The sequence below is a fragment of the Neorhizobium tunisiense genome (genome assembly GCF_039631515.1).
GTDB lineage: Bacteria > Pseudomonadota > Alphaproteobacteria > Rhizobiales > Rhizobiaceae > Neorhizobium.
In genome coordinates this window covers 348,703-366,004 of record NZ_JBDIUU010000004.1, presented here as the reverse complement: position 1 = coordinate 366,004, position 17,302 = coordinate 348,703, and the positions used below count along the sequence as shown (strand labels likewise).

Sequence of the window (17,302 nt, the reverse complement as noted above, 5' to 3'; positions counted from 1 at the left end):
TTCAGGCTGTGGCGGCGTAGGCGGCCGGATAGGTGATGTCGGGCATGCCGACGAAGGCATTGCCGCGCCTCCCCACCATGCCCGGAGCGGCGAAGGGCCGGGGATAGACGACAGCTGCCGCGGGCTTCACCTTGGCGATCTTTTCAAGTGCCTCGATCTGCTCGGCCGGCATGTCGACATTGACGATGATGTCGCTGTGCGGGCCGGTCGTCATGCGCGGCATGTTCATCGCCTCCTCGATGTCGAGGCCGGCATGCAGGATCATGCCGGTGAGCTGGGCGAGCGACGGCACGATCTGATTGCCGCCGGCGGCGCCATAGGCTGCGAAAGCGCCGTTCTCGTCGGTGATCGCCACCGGGCACATATTGCTTGGCGCATAGGCGTTCGGCGTCAGCGAATTGGCGCGGCCGGGCGTCGGGTCGAACCAGGACATGCCGTTGTTCAAGAGAATGCCGGTCGAAGGGGAGAGCGCGCGTGCGCCAAACCGGTTGAGCAGGGTGAAGGTGATCGCCACCATCCGGCCTTCGGCATCCACGGCGTTGACCTGCGTCGTGCTGGTCTTGTTGGTCGTCTCGGCCGGGTTGAGGCGCTTGCGATGGGCGCCGAAACTTTCCCAGAGGGCTTCGGCCATGGCGGTAAAGAAACCAGCGTCGACCGGGCCTTTGCCGCGCTTCCTGTCGAAGTGATCGAGGGCATCGAAGAGCCGCTGGCCGGCGCTGGTTTCCCCCGCCACATGCACGGTCTTGCCTTGCAGCGGCATGGTCCGGGACGGATAGAGGAGGGGGACGTAGTTGCCCAGGTCATCCAGGGTGATGGAGCTGCCGCCGGCATTGAGGTCGGCGACCAATTTTTCGCCGATCGCGCCGCCATAGAGCGAACCGGGGCCTTCGTGCGCCAATTGCTCCAACGTCTTGGCGAGTTGCGGCAGCGGCAGGGCGGCGCCCGGCTCGGGCGCGTGACCGTCCGGCAAGAAGATCGAACGGGCGCCCGGATCCATGGCGAGCTCGCCTTCGGCGATCGCGATCGCCAGCGTCGTGTGCCAGTCGACATACATGCCCTTGCGGGCGCGATCGATAGCGGGCTGGAGCGCCCGGTCGAAGCCTATCGTGCCGTAGCGTTTCAAGGCCTCGGCGAAACCGCGCACGCAACCGGGCACGACGGCGGCGGTAAAGCCGCGGACATTGCGGTTGTCGATCGAAGCGGGGTGGCCGATGAAGGTCTTGATGCTGGGATCGGGCTTGTAGAATTCTTCGTCAAAATATGAAGGTACCCGCCCTGTGAATTCGACGACTTCGACCTTTCCGTCCGGCTGGGCGACCAGCATGTAGCCGCAGGCGGCAAGGCTGGTCATCCAGGGCTCGACGGTCTGCAAGGTGAAGGCGGCGGTTACCGCGGCGTCGACGGCATTGCCGCCTGCCGCGAGAACCACCGCCCCAGCCTCGGCCGCCGCGTAGTGCTGAGAGGTGACGACGCCGCGCTCGCTGACGCCGGCCACCTTGCGATAGATGCCGCGCTCGACGCGGAGATGATTGTATTGCGGATTTTCCATCATTTCGGCTCCAGCGCAGCGGCAACCAGACGGCTGGCGCCGGAGAGGTCGCCGAGCTTTTCGCCGGCAGCGATCTTGTCCTTGTTGCGACCGGCGCGTGCCTGGCGGGCGATTGCCTCCTCGACGACGTCTTCAGCCTCATCGATCGGGATCACCACGACGCCGCTTGCATCGGCAACCACGATATCGCCCGGCATGACCGGGACATTGCCACAGGAGATCGGCAGGTTGAGCGAGCCGCCGAGATCGTTGAGCCTGGTGGTGATGCCGGAGACGCCGCGTGACCAGAACGGCAAATCGAGTTCGAGAATTTCCTCGACATCCGTGCAGGGACCGTCGAGCACGACGCCGATGGCGCCGGCGGTCTTGATCGCGAAGGCAACGCCGCCGCCGATGCAGGCATGCCGGTCGTCGCCGAGCCGGTCGACCAACAGGAAATCGCCGGGGCGGATGAAGCCGATCGCATGATGCAGGAGGGTGGAATCGGTCGCCGGGATCGCCACCGTCACCGCCGTGCCGACCAGTGTCCTGCCCGGCTCGACCACCGGTGTGATCGAATGATGCACGAAACCGCGGTGGCGAAAATGGCCGATCGTCGCCACTTCGACGCTCTCGAACCTGGCGATGAGTTCCGGATCGACCTGTTTCGGCACGCTGCCGATCTGATATTTCTTCATGGGGTTTCCTCCCGGGATTTTACCGTCCCGGCCTCGCTTTTATCGGCGTGGTGCTGCCAGCCCTTGCCCGGTACGGCGGCGAGCAGTTCCTGCGTGTAGGTTTCCTTCGGCGCACCGAACAGCGAGGCCGGATCGCCCCGCTCGACGATGCGGCCGTTCTTCATCACCGCGATATTGTCGCAGATCTGGCTCGCAACCCTGAGATCGTGGGTGATGAACAGGATGCCGAACCCAAGCCTCTCTTGCATGTCGGCAAGCAGTTTCAACACCTGCGCCTGCACAGAGACGTCGAGGGCGGAAACGCTCTCGTCAGCGATCAGCAGTTCCGGTTCGACGGCGAGTGCCCGGGCGATGCAGATGCGTTGCCTCTGGCCGCCGGAGAACTCGTGCGGGAAGCGGGTGGCCGAGGCGCGGTCGAGGCCGCAGGCTTCGAGGAGGTCTAGCGCGCGGGCCATCGCCGCCTTGCGGTCGAGGCCGTGGATGACCGGGCCTTCGGCGATGGAGTCGCCGACCTTCTGGCGCGGATCGAGTGCGGTGTAGGGGTCCTGGAAGACGATCTGAACCTTGCGGCGCGCCTCGCGCAGCGCCTTGCCGGAAAGACCGGCGAAATCGCCGCCGGAGATCAGGATGTCCCCGCTTTCCGGCTGCACGAGCCGGATGACACATTGCGCCAGCGTCGACTTGCCGGAACCGGACTCTCCGACCAGGCCCAGCGTCTCGCCGCGGCGGATGGTGATATCGACGTCGTCCACAGCCTTCACCGTGCGGCCGCCACCGAAGAGGCCCGAGCGCGTGAAGGTCTTGACGATATTCCTGGCGACGAGCACCGGCTTACCGAGGCCCTCGCGCTCTTTTCGCGGTGTCAGTGTCGGGACGGCAGCGAGCAGGCGGCGGGTATAGTCCTCTCTCGGATGGTTGAGGATCTCGTCGCGCGTGCCGATCTCGATCAGCTTGCCCATCTGCATGACGGCGACACGGTCGGCAATCTCGGCGACAACGCCGAAATCATGGGTGATGAAGATGATGCCGGTATCGTGTTTGGCACGCAGGTCGAGCATCAGCTTGAGGATCTGTGCCTGGGTGGTGACGTCGAGTGCGGTGGTCGGTTCGTCGGCGATCAAAACCGACGGATCGAGGGCGAGGGCAGTGGCGATCATCACCCGCTGGCACTGGCCGCCGGAAAGCTGGTGCGGATAGGAGTGATAGATTTGCTCGGGATTGGGGAGCTGTACCTCGCGGAACAGGTCGATGACCTTCTTGCGGATGTCCGCCTGGCTGAGCGACGTGTGGATGCGGAACGTCTCCGATACCTGCTCTCCGACCCGGAAAATCGGGTTGAGCGCCGCCGTCGGTTCCTGGAAGATCATCGCGATGCGACGGCCGGTTATATCCCGCCGCGCCGCCTCGTCGAGGGCGAGCAGGTCCTTGCCCTCGAACATCACCCGGCCATTGGGCCTACCGAGGTTGCGGGGCAGGAGGCCCATGGCGGCGAGCGCGGTCAGCGACTTGCCGGAACCGGATTCTCCTACGATGCAGAGGATTTCGCCTTTGCTGACCGAAAGGGACAGGGCCTCGACCGCAAAGGCGCGATCGGCACCGCCCGGCAGCGGCACGCTCAGGCGTTCGATGGAAAGCCGCTCGTTGTTCATAAGACTGCCTTTTCCGTCTGCGGTGAAAAGGCCGTCACCGAGCGCATGTCGCAGCGACGCAGGTGCTCGACGAAGCGGGCGCAGAAACCCACAAGATGTTCGACCATTTTTGCGCCCTTCTCGGCACTGGCGAGTAGCGGATCGCCGCCGAGCATGCCGTCGGCGTTCACCTCGTCGCAATTGAGCGGCACATGCACCGGCATGCCCTCGAACTGCACATTGTTGACGCCGCCGGTCGGCAGGCCAAAGGCCTTTTCCCGCACCGAGGGACGGGCGAGATCCATGCGCATCAGTTCGGGGAACAAATACAGGTAGATCGAGGTCAGTGGATCGCCGCCATGGCCGCGGGCCGCCGCAGCGGAGGAGCCGTGCAACTCTTTCCACAGCGCGTCGGGGATGGCCTGCCACAGATTGATGAAGGCGACCGAAACGCCGCGCTCGGCGCGGATGCGGCGCAGCGTCTGGTCGAACAGCGGCGCATTGCTGGTATGGCCGTTCAGGATCAGGATATGCTCGATGCCGTGGTCCAGGAAGGCAGTCACGGTGTCCTCGACCACGGCCGAGAAGGTCGAAGGCCGGAACTGGATGCCGCCCGGAATGGTCTTGAAGAAATCGGCGTAACCGAAGGGAATGATCGGCGCGACGATCGCACCGGAGGCTTCCGCCACCCTCGCCGCAACCGCTTCGGTCAGCATGAAATCGCCCATCGGGGCATGGGGTCCCTGTTCCTCCTGGCTGCCGAAGGGCAGGAGGATGACGGGCTTTTCGGGCAGACGTTCGCGGAACTCCGCGAACGTCATGTCCTTCAGCGCATGCTTGCGTTTGATGCTCATCATACGAACTTGAAGTAGTCGCCGTAGATGCGCATTTCGCCGTTCGGCTTGAACTTGAATTCAATGCCGGCGCGATGGGCGCAGTTATAGACGCTCTTCCACATGTAGTAGCCGGGCGTCACCTTCTGCCATGCGTCCGAAAGTTCCAGATAGGCCTTCTTGCGGTCCTCGAACTCGATCGCTTGGTCGAATTTCTTGCCGGCCGCCAGATATTCCGGGGTTGGGTCCCAGGTCTTCCAGGTGGCGGTGGAGCGCGACGCCGTCGGACCCCAATCGAGCCACAGCGGCTGGTAGGGGTCGCCCGGGATGAAGTCGGAGCTCATCGACATGTTCATAAGGTGATAGGGGCGGCGGTAGACGAGTTCGAAATTGTCGAGGATCTGCGCCTCGACATTGATGCCGACCTCGCGCCATTGCTCGACCATGATTTCGGCTGCGGCCTCGTAGTTCGGATAATACTGGCGAGTGATGTGCCAGAGGAGCTTCTCGCCCTTGTACTTGGTCTTGGCGACCAGCGCCTTGGCGGCTGCGACGTCGTAGGGAAGCTTCACCGGCAAGTTCGGGTCATAGAATTTGCCGTATTCCTTGAAGTTGAAGGGCACTGCCGGATGTTCCGTGGTGCCGTTGAAGAGCGCCTGGACAATCGCGTTCATGTCGATCGCCTGGACCATGGCGTAGCGCAGGTTGGCATCGACCAACGGATTGTCTTCCGGATCGGGGCGGGTGTTGAAGGCGAAAGCCGGATAATTGTCGGCGAGAACGCGCTTCAGCGTGACGCCCTGGTATTTTTCAAGCGCAGCTTCCTGGTCGGTCGGAATGTTGACGATGAAGTCGAATTCCTTGGAGACCAGACCGGCCATACGGGCGGCGAATTCCGGAACGATCTTCCAGGAGATCTGCTTGACCGGCGGCGGGCCGCCCCAATAGTCGTCGAAGGCTTCCAGGACCATGATCTCGCCGGAGCGGAAGGTCGTCACCTTGTAGGGGCCGGTGCCGATCGGTTTCTGGCCGAAGGCGTCGACGCCGACTTCCATGTAGTATTTCTTCGGCACGACGAAGCCGATATAGCCGGTGAGCTTGCTCGGGATGTTCGGGTCCGGCCGCTCGGTCTCGATCTCGAACGTGTATTTGCCAGTTGCCTCGACGCGCTTGAAGCCGGCGGTGAAAGTCTTGCCGCGCGGCTCGAAGGGTTTTGCGCCCCAGAGGCGTTCCGGGGATAGCGTGAAGACGGCGTCCTCTGCCGTCATCTCGGTGCCGTCGTGGAACTTCACGCCCTCACGCAATGTAAAGGTCCAGATATTGCCCTTCTGCTCCCATTTGGTGGCAAGCTTCGGCGCGAAGATCAGGCCGTTCTCGTCCTTGATGTAGTCGCGGTCGACGAGGTTGTCGTAGAAGTTCGGGAAGATACGGCGCGACGTCGTCGAGATGCCATTGATCGTCGCCATATTGGCCCAGAGATTGTCGACCGCGATATTGAGCGACGGCCTGTCCGCAGCATTTGCTTTCGGCAGGCTACCCACCATCGACAGCGCCCCCGCTCCGAGAATGAGATTTCCTACTTCACGTCTTGTAAACATCGTTCCACCTTCCCTTGTTCATTTATAGTCAAACGGCATTTTCAGGTTGTTCGGGCACGCAGCATCGGATCGAGGCGGTCACGCAGCCAGTCGCCGACGATGCTCATCGAAAGAGTGACGAGAAAGATGACCAGGCCGGGCCAGACCGAGATCCACCAGGCGGTCGAGAGGTAGTCTCGGCCGTCACCGAGGATCTGGCCGAGGCTGGTCTGGGGGGCCTGGATGCCGAGCCCGAGAAAGCTGAGCGACGTTTCCAGAAGGATGATCTGCGGGAACGTCAGGGTCACCTGGACGATCAGGGCACTCGCGACGTTCGGTAGAACATGCTTGAGGTAGAGCCGGCCGTTCCCGGCGCCGAGTGCGACGATCGCCTTGGCATAAGGCTGGTTGATCGCCGACAGGACCACGCCACGGGAGAGGCGGGCATATTTCTCCCATCCGAACAGGCCCATCAGGATGATGAACAGCGTCATGCTGTTGCCGAAGAAGGCAAGCAGCGTCAGCGTGATGAGGATGAAGGGCAGGGATGCCTGGAAGTCGACCAGCATCATCAGCACTTCCTCGACCCAGCCGCGGAAATGCGCAGAGATGAAGCCGATCAGGGAGCCGAAGACGGCGCCGATGATCGTGCCGGCGATCGCCACCGAAAGCGACATCTGCAGGCCGGCAATCACTCTTGCGACCATGTCGCGACCGATGCGGTCGGTGCCGAGCGGGAAGTTTGGATTGCTGCCGCTCATGAAGGCCGGCGGTTTCAGGCGGGCAAGCAGGTTCTGCTGCGACATGCCGTGCGGCGTGAAGATATTGCCGACGATCGCGACGAACACGGCGATCACCAGGATGACAACGGCAAAAACGAGAATGGGAGAAATGCGCTTCATCGGCCGGCCCTCAATTCTGCACGCGGATGCGCGGATCAAGAAGGCCGTAGAGCAGGTCGACGACGAGGTTTGCGAGTACCATCGTCACCGCCATGATCAGCACCAACCCCTGCACGACCGCAAGGTCGCGCGAGGAGACCGCCGTTACCAGAAGGCGCCCGACGCCCGGCCAGGCGAAGACGGTTTCCACGACGATGGCGCCGCCGATCAGTTCGCCGAGATTGAGACCGATGATGGTGACGAGCGGAATGCTGGCATTCGGCAGCGCGTGGAAGATGATCCGTTTCCAGTAACCGACGCCCTTGGCGGCTGCGGCGCGGATATAGAGCTTGTCCAGCACCTCGAGCATCGCCGAGCGGGTGAAGCGGGCGAGCGTGCCGGCCGTGAAGGTCGCAAGCGTGATCGCCGGCATGATCAGGTGCCAGACGGTCCCGGTGCCGGAACTCGGCAGCCATTGCAGGCTCAAGGAAAACAGCAGGATCATCAGGATGCCGAGAAAGAAGTTCGGCAGCGCGAAGCCGAACACGGCGGTTGCCATGATCAGGTTATCGAAAGTCGAGCCGCGCTTGATGGCGGCGATGATACCGGCCGGTACGCCGATCAGGATGGCGCCGATATAGGAGAAAAGACCGAGGATCAGCGTCCACGGAACCCGTTCGGCGATGATGTCAATGACCTCGCGGCCGTCGCGATAGGAAATGCCGAACTGGCCTGTCGCCATCTGGACGACGTAGCGGAAATACTGGATCCAGAGCGGATCATCGAGACGCCAGAGCTGGCGGAACTGCTCGACTTCCTCCGGCGTGGCATCGGCGCCGACAAGCGCCACGACCGGATCGCCTGACGTTCTCAGCACCACAAATACGAAAGTTACCACGAACCAAAGCGTCAACACGGTCCGCAGAATTTTTAACACCCAGAAACGCGTCATCACGCTCCGTTTCGGGAGCCGAAGCTCCAGCTGTTCCAATTCTTATTGTCGTTTTTTTGAAAACTAATCACGGGAATAGATTATTATCTATTACAAAATCGCAGGGGCATTGATATGTTTCCGATATGAAATACGGCATCGAGTTTCGTCACCTCCACTATTTCGCCTGCGTCGCGGAAGAACTGCATTTCAGCCGCGCCGCCGACAAACTCGGCATGGCGCAAGCGCCGCTCAGCCAGCAAATCCGGCAGCTCGAAGACCGCCTCGGCACCAAGCTTTTCCGCCGGACGACGCGCCGCGTGAAGCTGACGCCGGCCGGCGAAATCTTCCTGCGGCACGCCCAGGAAATCCTAGGCGGCATCGACAGGGCGGTCACGCATACCCGTTCCATTTCGGGTGACGATAGCGGAACGATTTCCGTCAGCGGCGTGCATGTGGCGCTATCGCATGTCCTGCCGCCGGTAATTTCGGACTTTCGAAAGCGCTATCCGGCGATGACCGTCGACGTGCAGGTGCTCGGCACGGCGCAGCAGCTCGAACTGCTCCAGAGCAGCAAGGTTCAGGTGGCCTTCATCCGCCCGACCAACCCGGCAGGTTTCCTGAAGACCGAGCATATCTCGCAGGAAGGTTTCGTGGCGGTGCTGCCCAGGGAACATCGGCTGGCGCAGAAGGAGGACCTGACGGTCAAGGATTTCGCCGGCGAACCCCTCATCACCTATGCCCCGACTGTTGGAGCGAGTTATTACCATGCGATCATGGGCGCACTGCGCCGCGCCGGCGTCTATCCGGTCATCGTGCAGGAGGTCTCGCATACCTTGGCGATCGGCACGCTGGTGGCGGCCGGAGTCGGGATAGCGATCGCGCCGTCCTGGCTCGCCCACAATCCAAGCCCCTATCTCGTGTACAGGCGGCTTGACGACATTCCAGCAGAAGTCGAATTGCTCGTCGCCTGGCATGCGGAGGAGAAATCAAAGATCGTGCTCGATTTCGTCGAGACGACGCGTCGAATTGCAGCAATGAAGGACGTGAGGACCGCTATCAAGTGGCCAGCTAGGTCCATCCCGCCGGCACAATTGGAAACGATCGACGGACGGTCCGACTGACCGGCTGTTACGGGAAAGCGGCGCTGTCGTTGATTGACAGGGAGCCTGAACTCTGGTGCGTTGTGGCGCGGCTTGAGGAGGCTGCGTCATGGAGGAGGACGATCGGATATGATCAGGCTGGTTGTTGCCACAGCTTTTGTTGCCCTTGTGCCCGGTTTGACACCGGCCGTCGCCGCGGAACCTTCGCCCGAAGCTAAATGCTCGGCGGCGAAAACCCTTCAACTGACCGGATTCGACATGAAGGTCGCGAGCGCCGATCACATCAAGGACAAGGGACCGGCGCATTGTCTCGTCAGCGGGTCGTTCGAACACCGCACCGGCGCCGACGGCAAGCCTTATGCCATCGGTTTTTCCATTGCTTTGCCGGACAACTGGACAGGAAGGTTTCTGGTCCAAGGCGGCGGAGGTCTGAATGGCGTCGTGCGGCCAGCCCTGGGAGATGTGGCCGCCGGAACTCAGAACGGTCTTTCGCGTGGTTTCGCCGTCATTTCCCATGACAGCGGCCACAAGGGCGAAGCCTGGGACGCCTCTTTCAGGGCGGATCAGATTGCGACGCTGAATTTCGCGGGCTGGTCGGTCGAGAAGGTCACCGTGCTCGGCAAGGCACTGGTCGCCGCCTACTACGGCAAGGTTGCCGATCGCTCCTATTTCGCAGGATGCTCGACCGGTGGGCGTGAGGCGATGGCCTCTGCGCAACGGTTTCCCACGCTGTTCGACGGTATTATCGCCGGGGCTCCGGCCATGCGCACAAGCCGTTCGAACATGTCGCTCGCCGCCAAGAACGTTGCGATGAACAAGATATCCCCGGCCGGCGCCGACGGCGCGCCCGACCGAGCGAAAGCCTTCTCGGATGCCGATCGCGATTTGGTTCTCAAGGGGATATTGAAGTCCTGCGATGGTCTTGATGGCATCGAGGATGGAATGATCGCAAATACAGCCGCTTGCAAATTCGATCCGGCAAGCCTCCTTTGCCCTGCCGGTAAAGCCGAGGGCTGCCTCACGAAGCAGCAGGTGGACGTGGTGACTGAGACGTTTTCGCCGACGCTCGATGCGTCAGGCCGACCCGCCTATGTGGCGTTTCCCTACGATACCGGCGTCATGAACTCTGCAGATCCCATTCCGGGGCTCATGCGGTTCGATGACAAGCGCAATCGGCAGTTCAAGAACAACGCCATGAGTTTCGATGTGGACGATGCCGTCGAGAAAGCCGACATCGGCGATCCGCAGCAGCGACTGATCAATGCCGATCAATGGACGGATCTCAGTTCCTTCGCCGCCCGGGGGAGCAAGATCATTTTCTTTCACGGGGTCAGTGATCCGTGGTTCTCCTCCAACGATACGGTCGATTTCTTCAACCGGATGAGCACTGCGACCAAGACCGGCAAGCGGGTGGAGGACTGGGCCAAGCTCTATCTCGTTCCGGGCATGGCCCATTGCCGTGGCGGACCTGCCAGCCTCGACCAGTTCGACATGTTGAGCAAGCTGGTCGACTGGGTGGAAAAGGATGAAGCTCCGCGAAGTGTCGAAGCTTCGGGCAAGGCTTTTCCCGGTCGGACCCGTCCGCTATGCCCCTACCCGTCCTATGCGCAATACAAAGGGGATGGGAATGTCGACAACGCGGCAAGTTTCGACTGCCGGAACCGCTGACATGGGTCCCCTGGCGTTGCGCTATTGAAGGCAAGCGACTGGATTCCGGACTCCAGTCGCGAGGCGGGACCATTGCTGATGGTGGGGGTCTTCCCGCATCGCCATCATTGTTCACTGCTCGTGATTCGCATATCCGCCAGACGATCTATTTCCGCGCCAACATTGGGGAGAATGGGACGCCGGCCGCGGAACGAGAGTCTGTCGTTGAACATGCCCCACTCGGGACCACCGAAAGGAGCAGCCGGACTTAGCCGCGCCTACGTCGTTTTCCCAATTTGAAATGATGCACTCCGCTCGATCTTATGGGGTATCCAAAGATGGCGTGGAGTTTTGAATGTTTTTGGTGACAGTTGCGGACAGTGATGATTTTTTTGCTGAAGGCATCAGGATTGAAAATGGAAGATTGTACACAATTGTAACTGATGGTGTCCGGTCGTTTAAGTTGTCAAGCGTGCTGGAAGTCGTGCCGGTCGAGCTGGAAAGCCGCAGTCCCGCAGAGCGGATCGAGGATGTGGTGGCGTCGATGAAAGATCTCTTTCGCATCGAGGCCGCCGATACAGGGCCGGATGCAGGAAAAATCCCTTTAAGAGACCTTGAGGCGGCTTCCCCTATTTGTGAGGAAGCCGCCGGCAGGACTTAGGTGGCCGTGAACCCACGGATTATTCCGCGCTGATATTGCCCTTTTCGATGACGTCCTTCCAGCGCGCCATCTCCTTGTTGAGATAGGTGCCGAATTCCTCGTTGGAATTGGCGACGACGTCGAAGCCCAGCTTGTTGAACTTGGCAACGACCTCGGGGTCTTTGAGCGACGCCTGGATCGCCTGGTTGAGTTTTGCCTTGACGTCGGCCGGCAGACCTTTCGGGGCTGCAACGCCCTGCCAGGCGTTGACGACGATATTGCTGTATCCGAGTTCGGTGAGCGTCGGCACGTTCGGCAGCAGCGGATGGCGTTTCTCACCCGTCTGTGCGAGCGCCTTCATCTGCCCTCCCTGCACGAAGTTGATGATGGCACCGAGGTTCTGGAACGATACGTCCACGTGTCCGCCGACGAGGTCGGCCTGTGCCGCCGAGCCTCCCTTGTAGGGCACATGTACGCCCTTGGTCCCGGTCGCCTGCCAGAAGAGGGCAGCAGTCAGGTGGTCCGAGGAGCCTGTGCCGGAATTTGCGAAGGTAACGCTTTCCGGCTTTTCCTTCATCGCAGCCACGAGTTCCTGCACGCTGGCCGGCTTGAATTTCGGCGTGGCGACCAGCACGTTGGGCGTGCTCACTGCGACCGTCAGAAGATCGAAGTCCTTCATCGGATCGTAGGAGAGCTTCTTTTGCAGATATGGGTTGGTGGCGAAAGTGCCGAGCGAGGCGACCAACAGGGTCTGGCCGTTCGCCTCGGCATCGGCGACCAGGCCGGCGCCGATCGCGCCGGTGGCGCCCGGCTTGTTTTCAACGACGATGTTTGCTCCCAGCACCTTGGACATGTGCGGCTCCATGAACCGCGCAGTCGTATCGGTCGCGCCCCCTGGCGGGAAGGGGACGATAATGGTGATCGGGCCGTCCGGGAACGCCCTTGCGGCGCCTGCGGCAAGGGCGATGCCGAGGCTAAGCGAGATGGCGAGCAGTGTTCGTGCTTTCATGGTTCATCCTCCTCAATGATCCTAGACGCCGCTTCTGGTGATGGCCGCCGCGGCGCATGGCGGCCTGTCGTTCCTTCGTCAGCGCACTAGGCACGGCCGCTTGTTGTCGAAGCGCCAGTCCTTGACGAGATATTGCATGGCGGTCGCGTCGTCGCGGGCGCCCAGCCCGTGCTTCAGGTAGAGCTGGTGGGCTTCCTCGACGCGCTCCATGTCCAGCTCGACGCCGAGCCCCGGCCGGTCCGGCACCGCAATATGTCCGTCCTCGATCTTCAGCGGCTCGCGGGTCAGCCGCTGTCCGTCCTGCCAGATCCAGTGGGTGTCGAGTGCGGTGACGCGCCCGGGCGCTGCCGCGCCCACATGGGTGAACATCGCCAGCGACACGTCGAAATGGTTGTTGGAATGCGAGCCCCAGGTCATGCCGAAGGTCTGGCAGACCTGTGCGACGCGCACGGAGCCCTGCATGGTCCAGAAATGCGGGTCGGCGAGTGGGATGTCTACCGATTGCAGCTGGATCGCGTGCGAGAGCTGGCGCCAATCGGTGGCCACCATGTTGGTGGCGGTCGGCAAGCCGGTGGCGCGGCGGAATTCGGCCATGATCTCGCGGCCGGAATAGCCCTGCTCGGCGCCACAGGGGTCTTCCGCATAGGCAAGCACGTCGCCGCGCCCCTTGCAGAGGCGAACCGCTTCCTCCAGCGACCAGGCGCCATTCGGGTCGAGCGTGACGCGGGCTTCGGGGAAGCGGCGAGCAATGGCCGTCACCGCCTCGATCTCGTCATCGCCTCGCAAGACCCCGCCTTTCAGCTTGAAGTCACGAAAACCGTAGCGCTCCTGCGTCGCCTCGGCGAGCCGGACGATCGCTTCAGGCGTAAGCGCCTCCTCGTCGCGCAGCCGCAACCAGGCGTCGGTCTCGCCTTTGCCGTCACGATAGAGGAGATCCGTCTTCTGGCGATCACCGACGTAGAAGAGGTAACCCAGCATTTCGACCCGGTCGCGCTGCTGGCCGTCGCCGAGAAGGGCCGCCACCGGGACGCCGAGATGCTGGCCGAGAAGGTCGAGCAGCGCCGACTCCAGCGCCGTGACCACATGGATTGTCGTACGCAGATCGAAGGTCTGCAGCCCGCGGCCGCCGCTGTCACGGTCGCCGAAAGTCTTCCGCACCTGGTCGAGCAGCCCGTTATAATCGCCGATCGTCTGCCCGATCAGGAGAGGGCCTGCTTCCTCGATCGTCTGACGGATCGTCTCGCCGCCTGGAACCTCGCCGATGCCTACGTGACCCGAATCATCTTCGATGATCGCGAGGTTGCGGGTGAAGAAGGGGGCGTGCGCGCCACTGAGGTTGAGCAGCATGCTGTCGCGTCCCGCAACCGGGATCGCCCGCACGGAAACCACGCGCGGTGTATGCCGGGCGAGATGGCTGTCTACGGAGTGTGTCGACGAATTCGGCTCGATAAGCATCCGGTCCTCTGTCATGTCGGGCTTTTCAGGTCATGCGGTGTTGGGGCCGGCTTGGGCGCGGGCGTCCCCCTCAAATAGATCGCGCAGGCGAACTCATTTGTCAATATAAGTAAATATTAGTAATCATCCGGCCCTATTGGAAAGGACGAAGGGCGGGGATAGGATGCGGCGATGGATGAGAAAATTCAGCAAACCCGCTCCGTGAAGGACCTGTCGTCGCATGTGTTCGCCCGGCTCGAAGCGATGCTGGAGGCGCCGGCCTGGCAGGAGGGCGGGCGTCTGCCTCCGGAGGCGGAGCTCGCCCGTCAATTCGGCGTGTCACGTCCGGTCCTGCGAAAGGCGCTGGTGAAGATGCGTGACGCCGGCCGGATCATTTCCCGGCGAGGCTCGGCCAATTTCGTGCAGCCTCGAGCGGATGTCGTGCCGTCGGCCGCTGATATCCAGGGGCTGTCGATCCAGACAGTGTTCGACATGAAGCGCTGCATGCGGTTTCGCCAGGTGGTGGAATGCGCGGCAGCGGAGGACGCGGCGCGGCTTTGCGATCCCGAAGCGATCCACGGGATCGAGGAAGCCCACCGGCGGATGCTGACCCTGCCGCCCGGCGAGAGTGTCTTTGAAGCAGACTTCGCCTTTCATATGGCCGTGGCGCAAGCCACTCGCAATCCGTATTTCCCCTTCGCGCTCGGTACGATGCGCAACCAGATCAAGCTGATGATGGAGTTCACCCGCAAGCTGCAAGAACGGCCGCCCGACCAGGTTGCGCCACGTGTCGTCGAGGAGCATCGCCGCGTCCTTGAAGCCATCAAGGCTGGTGACCCGGGGCAGGCACAGGAGGTCATGAGTTTTCACATGAAGCAGAGCGTCATTCGACTTCTCGTCGAAGACGACGTGTGAAGCGGCCAAAGGTACCGATACCGGCAAAGTCGGCCCGGTCGTCGGTGCCGTTGCTCCGTGCCGGCGGAGGTTCAGTCGAGCTAGGCAGCATTCATGACCAGCCAGATACTCGTGATCGACGGAGGACAGACGTTTTGAGCCCGATTTCAGCCCCCGAGGAGACGGTCCATGCGGCAATCGACGATGTCGAGCGGTTCTGCCGCGCGGTTTTTCTCGCCGCTGGGACGGATGAGCCAACCGCGGATGCAGCGACCCGCGCAATGATGCATGGCTCGCGGCTTGGCGTGGACAGCCATGGCGTGCGCCTGCTCGACCATTATATCACCGCGATGACCGGTGGCCGGGTGAACAAGCGTCCGAACATGACGGTGACGCAGTCCGTGCCTGCGGTGGCCTTGCTCGACGCGGATCATGGCCACGGGGCGCTTGCCGCCTACCGCGCCATGGACAAGGCGATTGAGCTTGCCGACACATGCGGCATAGGCGCCGTCTCGATCCGCAACAGCTCGCATTTCGGCCCTGCCGGCGCCTATGCGCTGGATGCGGCGCAGAAGGGTTATATCGGCGCCGCCTTTTGCAATTCGGACAGTTTCGTACGCCTGCATGACGGGGCGATGCGGTTCCACGGCACCAATCCGATCGCGTTTGCTGTGCCGGTCACTGGTCAAAGGCCCTGGCTGCTCGACATGGCGACGAGCGCCATTCCCTATAACCGCGTAAAGCTCTACCGCAGCCTCGGCCGTGAGCTTCCGACGGGCGTCGCCTCGGATGTCGAGGGCCGCGACATCCGTGATCCGTCGCTGGCGGACATGCTGGCGCCGGTCGGCGGCGAGTTCGGTTTCAAGGGCGCGGGGCTGGCGGGCCTGGTGGAAATCCTGAGCGCGGTCCTGTCGGGCATGCGGCTGAGCTTCGACCTCCTGCCGATGAACGGCCCGGATTTTTCCACCCCCCGCGCTCTTGGCGCTTTCGTATTGGCCATGAAGCCCGGCGCTTTCGTGCCGGAAGACGTCTTCACAACCGGCATGCGGCGTTATGTCGAGGTGCTGCGCTCTTCGCCGCCGCGCGAGAGCATGCGGGTGATGGCACCGGGCGACCGCGAATGGATGGTCGCCGAAGAGCGCGAACAGCGTGGCGTTCCATTGGATCCGGCAACGCGGGAGGCGTTCGCGAAGCTTGGCGAACGCTTCAGGTTGGAGACCCCCGCGCTTCTACCGTGACGACTTGCCGGCGGAGGAGCCGATGGGGCCGCGGCAACCGCAGCTACCTGATGATCATGGCCCCAGGCCATAGCGGGGATGCGTGAGAGTTCGCTCGATGCCGCGAAGCTCCGCCAGCCCTTTGAGCCGCCCGATGGCAGGATAGCCCGGCTGCGCACCGCGGGTCAGGTCGTCGAGGATTTCCTGCCCGTGATCCGGCCGCATGGGGATGCGATGATCCTCGCGGCCTTCCCCGCGCCGACGGGCTTCTTCCGAAAGCAAAGCGGCGATCACCGCAACCATGTCCGTTGCGCCTTCCAGGTGCTCGTCCTCGAAGAAAGAGCAGGGGACCGTGTCAGTGTCCCGCGTCACGTTCCGCAGGTGTACGAAATGGATACGGTCTGCAAAGCGCGAGGCGATGAAGGGCAGGTCGTTGTCGGCCCTTGCACCCAGCGAGCCGGTGCAGAGCGTCACGCCATTGGCGCGAGCACCGACCTGATCCAGCATATGGGCGTAATCGGCTTCGGTCGACAGGATGCGCGGAAGGCCAAGCAGCGGCCAGGGCGGGTCATCGCCATGGGCGCAGATGTTGATGCCGACTTCCTCCGCGACCGGCGTGACTTCGGTCAGAAAGTCGACGAGGTTCTGCTGCAACCGTGCCCGGTCGATACCCTGGTAGAAACGGAGCTTTTCCCGCAGCTGGTCGAGCGTGTAGCCGTCCGCCGAGCCCGGCAGCCCCGCCCCGATGTTCTTGCCCAGCGCGGCGATCTTCGCATCCGCCATCTCGGAAAACCGCTGAGCCGCATCCTCCTGCAGCCATTCCGGATAGTCGCCGCAGGCTTCGGGACGTTTGAGGATATGGATATCGAAGGCTGCAAAATCGGTCAGGTCGAACCGCATGGCCTTGGCGCCATGGCGCGTGTCCCAGCGCAGGTCCGTGCGGGTCCAGTCGAGGACCGGCATGAAATTGTAGCAGACCGTGCGGATGCCCGATGCCGACAGACGCCGCAGCGTTTCCTGCCAATTGGCTACATGACGCTTCCACTCGCCGGTCTGCGTCTTGATGTCTTCGGAAACGGGAACACTCTCCACGACATCCCATACCAGGCCGCCAGCCTTGATCTCGTCGTGCCGCCTTGCGATCTCGTCCACCGGCCAGACCTCGCCGGTCGCAATGTGGTGGAGCGCCGAGACGATGCCTTCCGCGCTGGCCTGCGCCGCATCTCTGACGGTTACTTTGTCGACCGGGCCGAACCAGCGCCACGTATGTCTCATGTCTCGT

The 17,302-nt window shown here is 62.4% G+C and carries 15 protein-coding genes; 5 read left to right on the top strand and 10 right to left on the bottom strand.

Translation table 11 applies throughout. From position 1 onward, the window contains the following. Position 1: 1 nt before the first annotated feature. From ABCW43_RS18030 to ABCW43_RS18000, 7 genes are read right to left on the bottom strand one after another with little or no spacing between them, the layout of a single operon-like run. The gene (locus ABCW43_RS18030) at positions 2–1,552 is read right to left on the bottom strand and encodes a gamma-glutamyltransferase (RefSeq protein ID WP_345926868.1); all 1,551 of its coding nucleotides are present in this window, start codon (positions 1,550–1,552) and stop codon (positions 2–4) included. Further along, entirely contained in the window at positions 1,549–2,226 is a 678-nt protein-coding gene (locus tag ABCW43_RS18025) for an RraA family protein (protein ID WP_345926866.1), read from the bottom strand. Before ABCW43_RS18025 ends, ABCW43_RS18030 begins: the two co-directional genes overlap by 4 nt. Then, positions 2,223–3,875 (bottom strand): ABC transporter ATP-binding protein, encoded by a 1,653-nt coding sequence (locus ABCW43_RS18020; protein ID WP_345926864.1) that lies wholly within the window; start codon positions 3,873–3,875, stop codon positions 2,223–2,225. Before ABCW43_RS18020 ends, ABCW43_RS18025 begins: the two co-directional genes overlap by 4 nt. Continuing rightward, positions 3,872–4,711 carry a creatininase family protein gene (locus tag ABCW43_RS18015; RefSeq protein ID WP_345926862.1) on the bottom strand — a complete coding sequence of 280 codons (840 nt, stop codon included), beginning with the start codon at positions 4,709–4,711 and terminating at the stop codon, positions 3,872–3,874. The genes ABCW43_RS18020 and ABCW43_RS18015 overlap by 4 nt, the downstream gene beginning before the upstream one ends. After that, complete coding sequence (locus ABCW43_RS18010) at positions 4,708–6,285, bottom strand: ABC transporter substrate-binding protein (protein ID WP_345926860.1); 1,578 nt, start codon at positions 6,283–6,285, stop codon at positions 4,708–4,710. Before ABCW43_RS18010 ends, ABCW43_RS18015 begins: the two co-directional genes overlap by 4 nt. Before the next feature lie 41 nt (positions 6,286–6,326). Continuing rightward, the gene (locus tag ABCW43_RS18005; RefSeq protein ID WP_345926858.1) at positions 6,327–7,166 is read right to left on the bottom strand and encodes an ABC transporter permease; all 840 of its coding nucleotides are present in this window, start codon (positions 7,164–7,166) and stop codon (positions 6,327–6,329) included. Positions 7,167–7,176: 10 nt separating this feature from the next. Then, positions 7,177–8,097 (bottom strand): ABC transporter permease, encoded by a 921-nt coding sequence (locus ABCW43_RS18000; RefSeq protein WP_105435320.1) that lies wholly within the window; start codon positions 8,095–8,097, stop codon positions 7,177–7,179. Between the two features lie 125 nt (positions 8,098–8,222). Between ABCW43_RS18000 and ABCW43_RS17995 the strand changes: the two genes are divergently transcribed. The 3 genes from ABCW43_RS17995 (at position 8,223) to ABCW43_RS17985 (ending at position 11,487) form a co-directional block, all read left to right on the top strand. Further along, a complete protein-coding gene (locus ABCW43_RS17995; RefSeq protein ID WP_345926855.1) occupies positions 8,223–9,200 on the top strand; it encodes a LysR family transcriptional regulator in 978 nt (325 codons plus the stop codon). 237 nt (positions 9,201–9,437) lie between these two features. Beyond that, positions 9,438–10,847: a tannase/feruloyl esterase family alpha/beta hydrolase gene (locus tag ABCW43_RS17990; protein WP_345926853.1), complete on the top strand. Its 1,410-nt coding sequence runs from the start codon at positions 9,438–9,440 to the stop codon at positions 10,845–10,847. A gap of 334 nt (positions 10,848–11,181) precedes the next feature. After that, positions 11,182–11,487 carry a hypothetical protein gene (locus tag ABCW43_RS17985; protein ID WP_345926851.1) on the top strand — a complete coding sequence of 102 codons (306 nt, stop codon included), beginning with the start codon at positions 11,182–11,184 and terminating at the stop codon, positions 11,485–11,487. Between the two features lie 19 nt (positions 11,488–11,506). On the opposite strand, the gene ABCW43_RS17980 is transcribed toward ABCW43_RS17985, so the two are convergent. Together ABCW43_RS17980 and gudD are read right to left on the bottom strand one after the other, a co-directional pair. Beyond that, a complete protein-coding gene (locus tag ABCW43_RS17980; protein WP_251090140.1) occupies positions 11,507–12,475 on the bottom strand; it encodes a Bug family tripartite tricarboxylate transporter substrate binding protein in 969 nt (322 codons plus the stop codon). Positions 12,476–12,553: 78 nt separating this feature from the next. Next, entirely contained in the window at positions 12,554–13,945 is a 1,392-nt protein-coding gene (gudD, locus tag ABCW43_RS17975) for a glucarate dehydratase (protein ID WP_445738966.1), read from the bottom strand. A 156-nt stretch (positions 13,946–14,101) separates the two neighbouring features. Between gudD and ABCW43_RS17970 the strand changes: the two genes are divergently transcribed. After that, positions 14,102–14,824 carry a FadR/GntR family transcriptional regulator gene (locus ABCW43_RS17970; RefSeq protein WP_345926848.1) on the top strand — a complete coding sequence of 241 codons (723 nt, stop codon included), beginning with the start codon at positions 14,102–14,104 and terminating at the stop codon, positions 14,822–14,824. A gap of 134 nt (positions 14,825–14,958) precedes the next feature. Beyond that, on the top strand, positions 14,959–16,041 hold the full coding sequence (locus tag ABCW43_RS17965; protein ID WP_445738965.1) for an Ldh family oxidoreductase: 1,083 nt from the start codon (positions 14,959–14,961) through the stop codon (positions 16,039–16,041). Positions 16,042–16,095: 54 nt separating this feature from the next. Here ABCW43_RS17965 and uxuA read toward each other — a convergent pair whose 3' ends face one another. Beyond that, a complete protein-coding gene (uxuA, locus tag ABCW43_RS17960; RefSeq protein ID WP_345926846.1) occupies positions 16,096–17,295 on the bottom strand; it encodes a mannonate dehydratase in 1,200 nt (399 codons plus the stop codon). Between the last annotated feature and the right edge of the window lie 7 nt (positions 17,296–17,302).

What these genes read in the sequence shown, in the direction of transcription:
- ABCW43_RS18030 (WP_345926868.1), bottom strand. Translation starts at nt 1,552, where the DNA reads ATGATGGAAAATCCGCAATACAATCATCTCCGCGTCGAGCGCGGCATC.
- ABCW43_RS17995 (WP_345926855.1), top strand. Translation starts at nt 8,223, where the DNA reads ATGAAATACGGCATCGAGTTTCGTCACCTCCACTATTTCGCCTGCGTC.
- ABCW43_RS18010 (WP_345926860.1), bottom strand. Translation starts at nt 6,285, where the DNA reads ATGTTTACAAGACGTGAAGTAGGAAATCTCATTCTCGGAGCGGGGGCG.
- ABCW43_RS17970 (WP_345926848.1), top strand. Translation starts at nt 14,102, where the DNA reads ATGGATGAGAAAATTCAGCAAACCCGCTCCGTGAAGGACCTGTCGTCG.
- ABCW43_RS18000 (WP_105435320.1), bottom strand. Translation starts at nt 8,097, where the DNA reads ATGACGCGTTTCTGGGTGTTAAAAATTCTGCGGACCGTGTTGACGCTT.
- ABCW43_RS17985 (WP_345926851.1), top strand. Translation starts at nt 11,182, where the DNA reads ATGTTTTTGGTGACAGTTGCGGACAGTGATGATTTTTTTGCTGAAGGC.
- ABCW43_RS18015 (WP_345926862.1), bottom strand. Translation starts at nt 4,711, where the DNA reads ATGATGAGCATCAAACGCAAGCATGCGCTGAAGGACATGACGTTCGCG.
- gudD (WP_445738966.1), bottom strand. Translation starts at nt 13,945, where the DNA reads ATGACAGAGGACCGGATGCTTATCGAGCCGAATTCGTCGACACACTCC.
- uxuA (WP_345926846.1), bottom strand. Translation starts at nt 17,295, where the DNA reads ATGAGACATACGTGGCGCTGGTTCGGCCCGGTCGACAAAGTAACCGTC.
- ABCW43_RS18020 (WP_345926864.1), bottom strand. Translation starts at nt 3,875, where the DNA reads ATGAACAACGAGCGGCTTTCCATCGAACGCCTGAGCGTGCCGCTGCCG.
- ABCW43_RS17980 (WP_251090140.1), bottom strand. Translation starts at nt 12,475, where the DNA reads ATGAAAGCACGAACACTGCTCGCCATCTCGCTTAGCCTCGGCATCGCC.
- ABCW43_RS18005 (WP_345926858.1), bottom strand. Translation starts at nt 7,166, where the DNA reads ATGAAGCGCATTTCTCCCATTCTCGTTTTTGCCGTTGTCATCCTGGTG.
- ABCW43_RS18025 (WP_345926866.1), bottom strand. Translation starts at nt 2,226, where the DNA reads ATGAAGAAATATCAGATCGGCAGCGTGCCGAAACAGGTCGATCCGGAA.
- ABCW43_RS17990 (WP_345926853.1), top strand. Translation starts at nt 9,438, where the DNA reads ATGAAGGTCGCGAGCGCCGATCACATCAAGGACAAGGGACCGGCGCAT.